This is a genomic window from Rhizobium sp. NZLR11 (assembly GCF_019685115.1).
GTDB lineage: Bacteria > Pseudomonadota > Alphaproteobacteria > Rhizobiales > Rhizobiaceae > Rhizobium.
Window position 1 is genome coordinate 572,383 of sequence record NZ_JABDWD010000001.1, and the last position, 13,812, is coordinate 586,194.

The 13,812-nt window shown below is 58.3% G+C and carries 13 protein-coding genes; 8 read left to right on the forward strand and 5 right to left on the reverse strand.

Going from position 1 to position 13,812, the window contains the following annotated elements; genetic code table 11:
• Positions 1-19: 19 nt before the first annotated feature.
• Together HJB83_RS02685 and HJB83_RS02690 are read right to left on the reverse strand one after the other, a co-directional pair.
• Entirely contained in the window at positions 20-1,234 is a 1,215-nt protein-coding gene (locus tag HJB83_RS02685; RefSeq protein WP_207582882.1) for an ROK family transcriptional regulator, read from the reverse strand.
• A 62-nt stretch (positions 1,235-1,296) separates the two neighbouring features.
• Positions 1,297-2,181, reverse strand: a complete 885-nt coding sequence (locus HJB83_RS02690; RefSeq protein WP_221116111.1) for a sugar phosphate isomerase/epimerase — start codon at positions 2,179-2,181, stop codon at positions 1,297-1,299.
• Between the two features lie 296 nt (positions 2,182-2,477).
• On the opposite strand from HJB83_RS02690, the gene HJB83_RS02695 reads away from it, so the two are divergent.
• The 6 genes from HJB83_RS02695 to HJB83_RS02720 all read left to right on the forward strand — a co-directional run bounded on the left by HJB83_RS02695 (position 2,478) and on the right by HJB83_RS02720 (position 7,788).
• On the forward strand, positions 2,478-3,911 hold the full coding sequence (locus HJB83_RS02695; RefSeq protein ID WP_207582880.1) for an extracellular solute-binding protein: 1,434 nt from the start codon (positions 2,478-2,480) through the stop codon (positions 3,909-3,911).
• Positions 3,912-4,006: 95 nt separating this feature from the next.
• Positions 4,007-4,882: a carbohydrate ABC transporter permease gene (locus tag HJB83_RS02700; RefSeq protein WP_007633420.1), complete on the forward strand. Its 876-nt coding sequence runs from the start codon at positions 4,007-4,009 to the stop codon at positions 4,880-4,882.
• Positions 4,883-4,886: 4 nt separating this feature from the next.
• The gene (locus HJB83_RS02705) at positions 4,887-5,723 is read left to right on the forward strand and encodes a carbohydrate ABC transporter permease (RefSeq protein WP_207582879.1); all 837 of its coding nucleotides are present in this window, start codon (positions 4,887-4,889) and stop codon (positions 5,721-5,723) included.
• 4 nt (positions 5,724-5,727) lie between these two features.
• Positions 5,728-5,934 (forward strand): DUF2160 family membrane protein, encoded by a 207-nt coding sequence (locus HJB83_RS02710; RefSeq protein ID WP_221116112.1) that lies wholly within the window; start codon positions 5,728-5,730, stop codon positions 5,932-5,934.
• 55 nt (positions 5,935-5,989) lie between these two features.
• Positions 5,990-7,051 carry an ABC transporter ATP-binding protein gene (locus HJB83_RS02715; protein ID WP_207582877.1) on the forward strand — a complete coding sequence of 354 codons (1,062 nt, stop codon included), beginning with the start codon at positions 5,990-5,992 and terminating at the stop codon, positions 7,049-7,051.
• Between the two features lie 11 nt (positions 7,052-7,062).
• Entirely contained in the window at positions 7,063-7,788 is a 726-nt protein-coding gene (locus HJB83_RS02720) for an SDR family oxidoreductase (protein WP_221116113.1), read from the forward strand.
• Positions 7,789-7,819: 31 nt separating this feature from the next.
• On the opposite strand, the gene HJB83_RS02725 is transcribed toward HJB83_RS02720, so the two are convergent.
• The 3 genes from HJB83_RS02725 to HJB83_RS02735 form a co-directional block, all read right to left on the reverse strand.
• Positions 7,820-8,020: a hypothetical protein gene (locus HJB83_RS02725; RefSeq protein ID WP_207582875.1), complete on the reverse strand. Its 201-nt coding sequence runs from the start codon at positions 8,018-8,020 to the stop codon at positions 7,820-7,822.
• 175 nt (positions 8,021-8,195) lie between these two features.
• Positions 8,196-8,903: a response regulator transcription factor gene (locus tag HJB83_RS02730; protein ID WP_221116146.1), complete on the reverse strand. Its 708-nt coding sequence runs from the start codon at positions 8,901-8,903 to the stop codon at positions 8,196-8,198.
• A 796-nt stretch (positions 8,904-9,699) separates the two neighbouring features.
• The gene (locus tag HJB83_RS02735) at positions 9,700-10,788 is read right to left on the reverse strand and encodes a hypothetical protein (protein WP_221116114.1); all 1,089 of its coding nucleotides are present in this window, start codon (positions 10,786-10,788) and stop codon (positions 9,700-9,702) included.
• A gap of 605 nt (positions 10,789-11,393) precedes the next feature.
• Here HJB83_RS02735 and HJB83_RS02740 point away from each other — a divergent pair.
• Both HJB83_RS02740 and HJB83_RS02745 read left to right on the forward strand, forming a co-directional pair.
• Complete coding sequence (locus HJB83_RS02740; RefSeq protein WP_207582873.1) at positions 11,394-11,969, forward strand: PE-PGRS family protein; 576 nt, start codon at positions 11,394-11,396, stop codon at positions 11,967-11,969.
• Between the two features lie 104 nt (positions 11,970-12,073).
• A complete protein-coding gene (locus HJB83_RS02745) occupies positions 12,074-13,801 on the forward strand; it encodes a type I secretion system permease/ATPase (protein WP_207584250.1) in 1,728 nt (575 codons plus the stop codon).
• Positions 13,802-13,812 lie beyond the last annotated feature (11 nt).

Genomic DNA, 13,812 nt, shown 5'->3' on the forward strand with positions numbered 1-13,812 from the left:
CTTTCGATCCCTGTTGTCGTTAACTCATCGCCGATGGGACCGGCACACCGTCCTCGCTGCCGAACTCCTCGCTTTCCAGCGACAGAAAGCGCCGGTGCAACATGCATGCCGCCCCGAAGGCCGAACGAAACTCCGCATCATCGTCCACGACGATCTCCGGCGTGGGGAAAGCGATGTTCTGGCCTTCCGACATATGGACCGCTACGCGGGCAGCCACCATCGGGTAGAGGGATGCAACGGAGCCGCCGAGTACGATCCTGTCCGGGTCGAGCAGACGACAGGCCTGCAGCAATGCATATGCGAGATGGCGCGACCAGGTTTCGGCGATATTGACCGCGGCCGGGACGCGATCACGAACGCCGCCAAGGAAATCCTGCAGATCCGCGTCGTCGCGTCCAATAGCCTCGCGATACTGCTTGATGAGCACCTCGCGACCGATCAGTTGTTCAAGCTTCTGACCGCCGCTTCCCGGCACCAGGGTGTGGCCGATTTCTCCCGCCAGACCGTGGCCGCCACGAAACAGCTTGCCATCGATCATGATGCCGCCGCCGACGCCCGTTTCCATCAGCAGAAACAGGGTCACCCCTGCGACGCCGTGACGATAGCTGTCGCCGATCGCAAACGCATTGGCATCGTTTTCGACCGCGATCGGCACGGCGGCCGGGAAGGCTGACCGGGCAATCTCTTTCAACGGCACGTCTCGCCAGCCGATGATCGGCGCCAGCGTGACAAACCCATCCGGACGGACGTGGGACGGCGTCGATAGGCCCAAGCCTTTGCACCTGTCGATCATCCTCTTAGCCATTGCGCCGATAATCAGTTCGATACCCTGCGCCACGGCCTCCTCCACCGTCGAAGACGGTGTGTCGAACGCCATTTTCCGACATGCCCGAACCTCGGCGGAGAGGTCGACAACCACAGCCGATATATGTTCGACGCCGATCTCGATCCCGACGAAGAATGCAGCATCCGGAACCAGTTCGAGCATGATACCGGGACGACCGGCACGGGAATGCTCCAGGCGCTGCTTGCCGCTCTCCTCCGACTCCTGAACGAATCCGCCCTCCGTCAGTTCGGCGACGATCTCTCCCGAGGATGAGCGGTTCATGCCGAGCTTGCGGGCGAGGTCGGCCCGGCTGAGGCTTCGGTGGGCGTAAATCGTCTGCAAGGCGGCGACGATATTGTTCTGCCGGATCCTGCGCGGCGAACTTCCGATGGAGACGGTGTCGTTCATATTTCAGTTCCCTCCAAGTCGCCCAACCCTTACACGACTGGAACAGGCTGTCAGAAGGATATTCAGGGCCGCGCGCTTGTGGCGCGGCGACGCTTGGCCTCGTCATATTTCAGCTCGATGTAGCGCTTCGCGTGCGCCGCAAGCAAATCATTATCCTCCCAGGTATCGCGCCAGATCGCGCAGGCGAGCGACAGGCCTTCATCGACAACCGTCGTCGAGAAGCTCTCGAACACGACGTCGCCGTTGTAACCGATGTCGAGCAGCGCGTCGAAGATCAGATCGAAGTTGATGACGCCGTCTCCGAGATAGCCGCGATTGCTTTCGCCGATGTGGAAGTAACCGATCTTATCGCCGGCAAGACGGATCGCGGCGGCCGGATTGGCTTCTTCGATGTTCATGTGGAACGTGTCGAGATGGAGACGGACATGCTGCGATCCAGTCTCGGAGATGAACTTGAGCCCTTGCGCCGTGGTATTCAGCAGGTTCGTCTCGAACCGGTTGACTACCTCCAGCACCAGGTCGACGTTCGCCTGCCTGGCGACTTCGCCGGTCGCGGCGATCGCGGCGACGCTGTTGTCCCAGCCCTTCTTCGTCGGCTGGCGATTGTACTTGGTGTGCGCGGAATAAAGAATCCCGCCGAGCTTGTTGCCGCCGATATCGCGGACCGCACGAACGGCGTCGGCCAGCGTCTGCTTGCCGGCGGACACCGCAGAAGCATCCTCGCTCGATACGTCTTTGTCGAGCGGCAGGCCCATGGTCACGCCAATCTCCAGATCGAGAGATTGTGCAAGCTTTGCCAGTCGATCGAGATTGAATTTCTCGGGGCGCAGATAGGCAAATTCGATGGTGCGATATCCGTGTTCCGCCGTCTTGTTGAGGGCCATTTCCAGGCCTTCCTGCGTTTGGCCGCCTGTCCATACAAATGAATGGATACCCAATCGACGCATAGGTTTTTCCTCCACGATATGCCAGTGATTTCGCCCAGTGCTATGCCATTTAGTTTGGCAAGACAACAAATAAATTTCGACACGCTCCTTTTATTGCCTCGCAAAATTACTTTGCAATGCAGCATTTTATGCCCATTGCCATCGCCTCACATTCGCTGGGGAAATTTGTTCCTGCGAAAATCAATGGGATAGACCATCTATTTGCATGGTTAGACAACAAATGTTGCGCTGTCAGTTTTTTTGGCCTACACAAAGCACCGGCGAAATGATCTCGCTGCTATCTGGGAGGATTGGAAATGCACTATGCTTTGAAGGCTAGCGCGCTTGCGCTGACGCTCGGCCTCGCGACGACCGCTTCGCCGGCCTGGGCTGACTTCTGGTCCGACGCCGGCGCAAAATTCAAGGGTGTGACACTGCACGGCGTCACCGAAAGCACCCCGCCATCGAACTACATCAAGAACGTGCTCGCTCCGGAATTCGAAAAGAAGACCGGCATCAAGGTCGAAATCGAGACGACGTCCTGGGATCAGATGTACGACAAGGCCATCAAGGACATGGAAGCCAAGACCGGCATCTATGACATGGTCTATATCGAGCAGGACATCATCTACTCCTATCTGGCCAGGAATTTCCTCGTCGACATCACCAAGACGCTGAAGGATCAGCCGGATCTGAAGGCGCCGACCTACGACGACTCGAATTTCACCAGCTTCTCCGACTACTTCAAGGATGCGAGTGGCGATCTCTTCGGCACTCCGATGGAAGCTTTTCTGAAGACATATCTCTATCGCAAGGACCTTTTCGACGATCCGAAGATCAAGGAGGCCTTCAAGAAGGAAACCGGCAAGGACCTGAAGCCGGCGACCACACACGAGGAATACACTCAGATCGCCGAATTCTTCACGAAGTACGGCAAGGACAATGGCATGGAGCTCTGGGGCACGACCGCTCAAGCCCATACGGGCCATCCGGCGTCGTGGTATGAATTCTTCGAGTCCATCGTACCGACGTTCGGCGTCTACAATTGGGGCATCGACGCCAAGAACAACTATGCGGCGACGGTCGAACACGGCGGCACGATGAACGGCGACAAGGCGAAGGCCGCGTTGAAGTATTGGCTGCACCTGCGCGACATCGCTCCGCCTGAATCGACGCAGTCGACCTGGACGGAAACCGCAACGACCTTCGCCGCCGGCCGTGTCGCCCAGGGGCTCATCTACGGTGAGAATGCTGCGTGGATTGCAAGCGATCCCGCGCAGTCGAAGGTTGTGGGACAGGTCGGATTCGCTCTGCCGCCGCTCGAGCCAGGCGTGTTGGACGATGCGAAAGCCGGAAAGGGCTACATCGGCTACTACGATGGCGGCGCCTTCGGCGTGCCGATCACGTCGAAGAACAAGGAAGCATCGCTGCTGTTCCTCGAATTCATCGGCCAGAACGAAGTGCAGCCCGACTGGGCCATCGCCGCACCACGCATCACCAACAAGGCGACGTTCGACGATCCGAAGGTGAAGGAGATGGATATCAAGCTCGGCGGCTTCTACACGATGCTGAAGGACGAGGGCAAACTCTTCGCCGGCGCTCCTCCCTACCCCTTCCATGCGCAGGTGCGTGAAGCGACCGCTCCGATCTTCTACGACATCCTGACCGGCAAGATCGCTCCCGATGAAGGCCTCGACCAGATGGCGGCCAAGGCCGAAGAGGAACTGACATCGCTCGGCTATCGCAAATAAACATCCTCCCCAACTGACGGGTCGTGTCCTACGACCCGTCATCTTTCGCTCCGGGATGGGGCGGACGTCGACACAACGTTCATGGGGGATAGGCGATGCATTCACAGAAGCTCGGGTGGCTGTTGCTGTCACCGACCATCGTGATCCTGGGGCTGTTCGGGATCTTTCCGTTCATCTACGTCCTCTGGGTCTCGTTCCATGCATGGAACCCGTTCGCAGCCAACCCGGGCATGGTCTTCAACTGGGCTGACAACTATCGGCGGCTCGTCTTCGATCCCCAATTCCTGGCCTCGCTCGGCATCACCCTCACATTCGTCTTCTTCGCGGTCGTGTCGGAGCTGGTCCTTGGCTACATCCTCGCCCAGGCGCTGCTGAAGGACTTTCCTGGGAAAGCGGTGTTTCGCACGATCCACACCCTGCCGCTGATCATGGCGCCGATCATCGTCGGTTCCGTCTGGAAGCTGATGACCACACCGTCCATCGGCATCATTCCCTATCTTCTCAGGAGTTGGTTCGGCTACGATCTGAACATCGGCCAGAGTGCTGCCGCGGCCTTCACCGTCACGGTGATCATGGACATCTGGCACTGGACGCCGCTCGTCACCCTCTCGCTGATCGCCGCACTGGTCTCGCTTCCGTCAGACCCGTTCGAGCAGGCGCAGATTGACGGCGCGGGCAAGAGCCAGATCTTCTGGCACATAACGCTCCCCTTGATCCGCCCGGCCCTGCTCGCCACGGTGTTCATCAGGCTGATGGACGCGCTACGCACCGTCGACGAAGTGCTGATGCTGACCGGAGGCGGCCCGGGTTCATCGACACGCTACATCGGTGTCCATATCTTCAAGGAAGTCTTCCCCAAGACGAATTACGGCTACGGTTCGGCGATCTCCGTCATCGTCCTATACCTGACGATCGTCGTCTGCTGGCTGCTCTACGTCGGCTTGATTGCGCCCCGCGTGAAGAGAGGTTGACGCGATGAAGACCCAGAACCCCTGGCTTCCGGTCGTACTTTGGACTTTGATAAGCCTAGCGACCCTTTTCCCGATCTACTGGCTGTTCGTCATATCGGTGAAACAGCCCTTCGATCTGTTCTCGACGCCCGATGTTATTCTCCGCAGCTTCTTCTGGAAGAACTACCAGGACGTGCTCACAAATCCGACCTTGCGCGGATACATGCTGAACTCGATGATCATTTCGTCAGGCAACGCGCTGCTCGTCACGACGCTCGGCTTTTTTGCCTGCTACGCGCTGACACGCTTCGACCTCGCCGGCAAGGAGAGCATCTTCTTCTGGACGATCACCAACCGCATGGCGCCTCCGGCGGTCTTCCTCCTGCCACTTTTCCTGCTGTTGACGCAGGTCTACAGGATCGGCGACTTCTCGCTCGCCGATTCCCGGCTGGGCATGATCCTGGTCTACTGCTCCTTCAACCTTCCCTTCGCCATCTGGACGCTACGCCCGACCGTAGAGGGAATTCCGAAGGAGTTGGACGAGGCGGCCTATATGGATGGCGCCAGCCCATGGACCGTCCTCTACGACATCGTCTTTCCTTTGGCGCGGCCCGGACTTGCAGTGACGCTGATCCTGACCTGGGTATTTGCGTGGAACGAATACCTGCTCGCTGCGACGCTCACCAACTTCAATGCGCGGACACTGACCACCGGCCTGTCGGAATACGTGACGACCACGGGGACGGCCTGGGGCATCATGGCCGCGATCTCAATGCTGACACTGGTTCCGGCGCTCATCGTCTTTTCGGTGGTGCAACGTCACATCGTTGCCGGCCTGACCTTCGGCGCAGTGAAAGGATGAAGCAATGACGTCTCAATCAGGAAATAACGAACGCAAGCCGGGATTTCTGCCGATCGAAACGAACTGGTTCGACCGGCTCTTCATCTCGGTGGTGCTCTGGGTCGCGCTCTCGCTGTTCTGGATGCGGTTCATCGAGCCGTTCGGGCTTTCGGTATGGTTCGCGGCGGCAATCGCGGCAGTCCTCGGCGTCTACGTCGTCTGGAAGGGATGAGCCGATGAGTAACACCACAGAGACACAAGCCGCGCTGCTTTAGGGAGGAACGACATTGGCAAACGTACAGGTTAGCGACGTCACCAAAAAGTATGGCGCGCTTCAGGTCATGCACGGCGTCAGCGTCGACATCGAGGACGGCGAATTCGTCGTGCTGGTCGGGCCCTCCGGATGCGGCAAGTCTACCCTGCTGCGGATGATCGCCGGTCTCGAGACCGTCAGCAGCGGTGACATCCGGATCGGCGGCCGTGTCGTCACCAACGCTCCTCCGAAGGAGCGCGACATCGCGATGGTCTTCCAGAGCTACGCGCTCTACCCCCATAAGACCGTCGCCGAGAACATGGGCTTTCCGCTGAAGATGGCCAAGCGCCCCAAGGCGGAGATCGACGAGAAGGTCGGCAGGGCGGCCGAGATCCTCGACCTGACGCGTTATCTCGACCGCTATCCGAAGCAATTGTCGGGTGGGCAGCGTCAACGCGTGGCGATGGGCCGGGCCATCGTCCGCGATCCGAAGGTCTTCCTGTTCGACGAGCCGTTGTCGAACCTCGACGCCAAACTTCGCGTCACCATGCGCGTCGAGATCAAGGAGCTTCACCAGCGGCTGAAGACCACCACCGTCTACGTCACCCACGATCAGATCGAGGCGATGACGATGGCCAACAAGATCGTGGTGATGCGCGACGGCAGGGTCGAGCAGATCGGCAAGCCGCTCGATCTTTACGACTTCCCGGTCAACCTCTTCGTCGCCGGCTTCATCGGCAGCCCATCGATGAATCTTCTTCAGGGCCGCGTCGCCACCCGCGACGGCAGGAAGTTTGTCGTCACCGACCAAGGTGTCGCCCTTCCCATGGAAAACACCAAGGTGGATGAAGGAAGGGCCGTGACCTACGGCATCCGACCGGAGCATATCACCATCGGCGACGACGGCGTTCCGGTAGAGGTATCGGTGTTCGAGCCCACGGGTTCGGAGACATTGATCTTCGGCCGCGTCGGAGGCGTGCCCATCGACGCGTTGATCCGCGAGCGCATCGAGGTAGATCCCGGACGGACGATGTACTTCCACATCGATCCCCGACGTGCACATATCTTCGATCGGGAAACGGGCCAGAGACTGTGAGGGAGACCACCATGGACTTCAAAGGAAAAACCGTCATCGTTACCGGTGCCGGAAAAGGCATCGGACGCGAAATTGCGAGGATGCTCATCGAGCGTGGTGCTGAGGTCGTCGCTCTGACCCGCAGTGCGAGCGACGTCGACCTGCTGCGAGAGGAACCCGGCTGCCGCGCCATACAGGTCGATCTCGCGGACGCCGATGCGACCAGGGAGGCGGCGATCGCGGCCCTTCCGGCAGATTTCCTCGTCAACTGCGCCGGCACAACCGAACTGCAGCCTTTCCTGGATACGACAGTCGAAGCATTCGACCGTCTTGTTGCGGTCAACACGCGTGCTCCGATGATCGTGGCGCAGGAATATGCTCGTTCGCTGATTAAGGAGGGCCGCAAGGGCGCCATCGTCAATGTCTCATCGATCGCGTCGTTTATCGGCATCCCCGACCACGCTGCATATTGTGCGTCGAAGGGTGGATTGGACGGCTTGACGCGTGTCATGGCAAAGGAACTTGGGCCGCACGGCATACGCGCGAACGGCGTCCACCCAACGGTGACGCTGACGCCAATGGCGGTGAAGGCATGGAGCGATCCCGACAAGGCCGCCGGGATGAAGCAGCGAATTCCCGTCGGCCGCTTCGCCGAGCCGAGCGATATTGCCGACGTCGTTCTTTTCCTGCTCTCAGATCAGGCTGCGATGGTGAACGGGATATCGATGCCGGTGGACGGCGGCTTCATGATTGCGTGACGTCGACGGCGCCGCGCGTCTTTTCAGGGATCTACTGCACCAATCGGCGCAACTGGTCCTGATCAACAAAATGATCTGTCACGCCGGCCTCTTTATCCGGATGACTGAAAACAAGACCGTCGGAATCCTCAAGCTCCAGGGCTTGCTCCGTATTCATAATCCCGAGCGGCTGGCGCTCATACTCGGACTCGAGCGCCGCCTCGACGATGGCTTTCTTCTTGCGCATATTCATGTCCTCCGTTGCTCAATGGATAACGGATGGCCGGACTCGCAGTTCCCATTAGGGATTCACGATATAAGACCGGGTGAAACGAACGCTCGCATACACCACGGCCGCCGCGCGGGCGGTGGTGTTTCCCTGGTGTAGACGCTTTCGTTGAGACAGCTCCCGGTACTGGCGACACTGCCTAATTCGGCAAGGCGTCACGCCCGTCGGCGGCTCTTTGAACCAAACGGGCAACCACTTCAGTGCGGTTCTGCGCCTGCAGCTTGCGCATGATGTGTTGCACATGCATCTTTACCGTATGCCCCGACAAATTGAGTTTTCCTGCAATTACCTTATTTGAGCATCCACATTGCAACTCTGCGAGGACATCCGCTTCGCGAGGAGTGAAATCGGCAATCGCCAAGTACTGCGTCCTATCATCCAATCTTTTTTCAGCCTCGTTTCTGGCCGGACTATGTTCGTTTGAGCCGTTTGTGACCGCTCCCAAAAGCTGCGGGAAAAAGGTTCCTCCTGCCAGAACGAGACCAAGACCGGCAAGGGCAATGTCAACGGGAAGTGAAGTCGAGAAAAAGCCGCGGATGCCCACCTTGAGCGCTTGACGCGCTATGATGGCGTCATCCGTACCTGAGAGCAACGTGATAGGAGCCTCAGGAAAACGTGCCGTAATCGCCGCGAGGTCATCACGCAGGCTGGAGCTCTCAACACCTCTTCCGGCCAGATCCAATGCAATCAAACGCACCTCGGCTCCAAGTGCTCGATCGAGACTCTCGGTCGAGATCAAATCGATAAAGTTCCAGCCGGCGAGTTCACGCTCAAGAAGCTTCACTACGGTCGTGCGCGCCAGTGTAGAATGCCCAACGATGATCACAGTTGGTGCATTGCGCCCCATACGGCGCTTAATTCCAGCACTGTCGGACACTTGCGTGCTCCCCAGAATATTTGCAACCAACAGGCATCCATACTATGCCTGTTCTCACTACATGTCATGATAAAAAGAGAGTCTATTGTCGATATCGATAGTCAGATCTCTCATGATAATTCTTATAGCTAAGGTTTCAGCGAGAGATGACTGGGCCCTGCAGAGCACATTGAAGAGCTTGTTCATGATGACATGCAGATTCGACTTGTCGCTTCAGACTTACCGGTCTTCTCCGAGTTCACGTACGGCAAGCAGGTCAACAGAGCTTTCAAAGGCACTGAAAAGGCAACGTATATAATGAAGATCAATTCAGAAAAGATCTACTTGATATAAATAGATTCCGATCATCTTGGCTTTGTTACCATATCTCAATTCAAAATTGTCGCAGACCCGACAGCAAAACAGCAAACGCGAAAAGCAACAGACGGACAAGATCACCGACTACCCATTATGATTACTAAATGATTCGGCTCTATCGATGCATTATTATCCAGTTGGGCATTGTTTTCACTTAGGCAGCATCGCGCCGGCACCAGCCAGATGCCGGACAGAGGTCACGGCCTCTGACGGCCGAATCGGCGACAATGCGGATGCGATCATGGTGGATTGTTCGGCATCCCAGTGAGCCGGCCGTTCGGGGGTCATGTCGGATGCAGGTGGGGAGCTATCCGCTAGCGAGCATGTCGCGCAAAAAGTTTTGCGATAACGACATGCGTAAAACCAACGACCTCAAGCGCGAGGAGCGAAACTGAAAGATCGCGGCGCTCTAGCCATGCATGAAGCTCAGAATGTCGTCTACCAGAGCGGAATGGGCGTCGGTGAGGTTACCGTCTCCGCCGTGGCCTGCGATGCCGGCCAATTGAAGCGCATGCTGATCATAGAGAACATGATCGATCTGTTGGGCGTCCGCCGTCCCACCGGCGGGAACGGCAATGTTGATGGGATGGAAATAGCCGACATTGACGTCGACCATGCTGCCGGTTGACGATCCGTCGCCGCCACCGCCACCCGCATGGTTGCCGGTGAAGATCGTGTCCGACGACAGGTTGAAGCCACCGCCGTTGCCGCCGATGCCGGCGATCTGCACAGTGCCCTGATCGAAAATGACATTGTTTGTCTGATGAGCCTCCGCCGAGCCGCCTGCGGCGCCGATGGCGATGTTGATCGGCGAGAAGATGGCTATACTTATGTCGACCATGCTGCCGACGAAATATCCATCGCCGCCGTGGCCCGCATAAAAGTCGCCGGTCAATGTCAGCGCCGTTCCCGGGCTCATCGACGAGCCATGGCTCGCGACGTTATGGTCTCCGCCCGAGCCGCCCATGCCGCCGATCTGGGTTGCGCCCTGCAGAAACAAAGCATTGTTCGATTGCTCGGCGTGCGCCTCCGCGCCAGGGCCCGCAGCCACAGCGGTATTCACGGGGGCAAACAGCGCGACTTCGGTGCTTACGAGTCCACCGTAGAAGACGCCATCTCCCCCAGTGCCGGCATGATTGGCGCCATCGCCGCTGCCCACGGCAACATTGCCGCTTCCGCCATTCCCGCCTATCCCGGCCATTTCGGTGGGATGCTGATTGATGAGCGCATCGTTGCCCTGGAAAGCGTCGGCGCTCGAATGAGGTCCCGCAATAGCGGCATTGGACGGCATGAAGACGGCCAATGCGTTGCTGCTGATCACGCCTTCGCTTATCCCGTCACCGCCGCTGCCGGCTGAATTGGAGCTCGAACCGGAAGCAACATCCAATGGAAGCCAGGTCGGCACCAGCGCCAGATGCCCCGCGGCCAGACTGGAGGCGAGGTTTTGATCGGTGCCCGCTTTGGGCGAATCTTCCAAGAAGGGACGAATTTCCGTCATTGCCGTCTCCATCCGCGGTCAACCGCACGTCCGCCAAGCGTGTCGCGCATGTAGCCTGAATTATTCAGCCATTGTGCCTCTGAAGTTAAGAAAAGCAGAGCCTGCAATTCGTCTACATCCCGTCGGCTAGGTCTATAGCCATTTGGCTATCATGGCCGTAACGCCCCGTTGTGCAGGTTTGACAGCACTCAACCCGCCTTCGGGCTAGAGTCCTGCATTGGCCTCCGTTTTCGTGGCGGGTTGATTTTTCTCGCCCCAAACAGAATCTCCTCCGCCAAGCGCAGCCTGGTCAGGACCTCGGAATACGGCCGGTTCGCTTCGGCGGCCGTTTGGGAAAAACGACGTCGCTTCGACGAGGCCGCAGACATGATCATGCTCATCCCATCCGGCGCAAGATCACCAAATACCAATCCAAAATAACGCTCCGCCACCTCCAAGCATACGCCCGAAGGAATGTCGCCGAATATCTAGATAGTACGCAGATTGAATCGCGGGCAATATTCGCCTGCGGCTGTATTGTCTGGCGGTGACATACTAATACCCACGCCGTAGGGGGAACGCCGTAGAATTAAAACGGACGAACCAAAGTAGAAGGAGTGACTGAAATGCCTATCCCACAAATATCTGACACGATTCACCTTAATCACCCAGATGCAGGTGACGCGAATGCCGGCAACGGCGGTGATGGCCACAATAATGGGAATATTGACTACAACCCGGTTGCATATGTAGACCCCGTGCAAACGGTCGACGGGGCATCTACCCATCTGCACAACGGCGATCACGTTTGGCAGACGGCAGATTGGGACGCCGGCAATGGCGGACCCGGTGGCTTTACCCAGGCCCAGAACGGCTTCCTGGCGGCAATCTCAAACAGCGGCGCCGGCGGCGCGGGGGGAGATTCCGACTCCAACGGCAGTCAAGGAAACTCAAGCGGCCACGACACGGCTGCGGTGGCTGCGGCTACGACCGCGACACAATATACGCAGCTCGTGGCCGATCAGCATGCCACCATTCTCGCAGGCGTCGGCGGTAACGGCGGCAACGGGAACTACGCTCTGGGCGGCGACATCTCGTCAGCATTGGTTCACACCAATCCAGAAACGACGACGGTGCACAATGATCTCGATCATTTCATAAACGCCTTCGGCCATATCGATGTCAGCCATCTTGGCTCATGAACTCATCTCCCTTGAGGGTCGCTCGTTTCGACTGGCGACCCTCAGGCTTACTGAACCAGCCCGCAGCCTCTTCTTGTCAGTATCCAGTGCAGCGAGATCTGACGATGACAACGATTTCGATAAAGCCATCGATAAAGCCATCGCGGCCGCAGACACACCTCGTTGCGGCGCTCCGGGCTTGTGCCGGAGCCTTCGGGTTGGTCTTCCTCTATAGCTGCGGCTATAACCTCTTTCTTCTGACGCCTTCCATCTATCTCCTGCAGATCTATGACAGGGTCCTGTCGAGCCGAAGTGCCGACACGCTGCTGATGCTGACGATGATCATCGCCATAGCAGTGTTGGTCGGGTCCATGCTGGACATCGTGCGCAGGGCAGCTCTTTCGCGCATCGGTAGCTGGCTGGACCACAGGCTCCGGCCCATGGTGCTGACCGCATCATTCGAATATGCCGCGCTCGCCGATGCGGGAGCCGCCACGGAGTGTTACAGGGACCTGGCCGCACTACGCCAATTCCTCGATTCACCGGCTAGCGCCCTTTTTTTTGACGTTCCCTGGGCGCCAGTATTCCTGCTCCTGCTGTTTCTTGTTCACCCGCTGCTTGGGACCATCGGTCTTCTATGCGCATTTGCACTTCTGCTGTTCGCGTTCCTGACGGAACTGGCGACGCGAGAGCCGCTTGCCCACGCCAACCTTGCCCTTTCGAGGAGCTATTTCCGATTTGCGACCGCCCTCAAAAACATCGAGGTGATCCGGGCAATGGGCATGCAGGATGGCGCAGCGATGATGGTCTATCGCGAGGCGGAAATGGCGAGAAGAACGCAGGACATCGCGATGCATCGCACGGAGATCATTCTTGGATTCTCCAAATCGATCCGCACACTCGCGCAGATCCTCATGATGGGATCTGCTACATGGCTGGTGCTCGTAAACAACGGCAGTCCCGGAATCATCTTCGTTGCGAGCTTGCTGCTCGGGCGCGGGCTTGCACCGATCGAGGGCGCAATAGGTGCATGGCGCTCCTTTACCTTTGCACGCAATGCTTTCAATCGCTTGAACAGAATGCTGATCGCCGTTGCATCGAACCAGGATGCCCGAATGGTGCCGGTACCGGAACGTAACGGCCTCGTTCTCGATGACGTCAGCTACATCCAGCCATTCGCCGATCGGCCGATATTGACAGGCGTCACGTTGCGCCTCGCGCCCGGCGACTGCATAGCGCTCATCGGTCCGTCGGGATCGGGGAAATCGACTCTCGGTCGCGTCATGGCAGGCGTTGTGCAAGCAACGAGCGGCTGTGCTCTTCTCGGCGGGGTCGATATCACGGCTCTGCGCCTTTGCGGGGGGACCCGCCACGTCGGATACCTGCCGCAAGACATCGAACTTTTCGGAGGAGCGATCAAGGATGTGATCGGCCGGCTGGACGGAGGAGATCCCGGCAAAGCAATCGACGCCGCGAAGCTGGTTGGATTGCACGACGCGATCATGCGGCTGCCCCAGGGCTACGAGACCGATATCGGTGAGGGTGGGAACCTGCTCCTTCGAGCTCAGCGTCAACAGCTGGGACTGGCACGCGCGGCTTATGGAAATCCATCTCTGATCGTTCTCGACGATCCGAACTCGAGCCTGGATTATGACGGCGAACGGATGCTGTTCACTGCAATCGAGCGCATGAAATCCAGGGGGATGACCGTCGTTATCATAACGCACCGGATGGGGATCCTGCCAGTCACCAACAAGATTGCCATCATGCGTAACGGGACTGTGGCTGCCATCGGCGACAGTGAGCGGATTTATGAAACCTATCTTCAACCACCGTCTCGAACAGGAACGTAGGGAGGGACGCC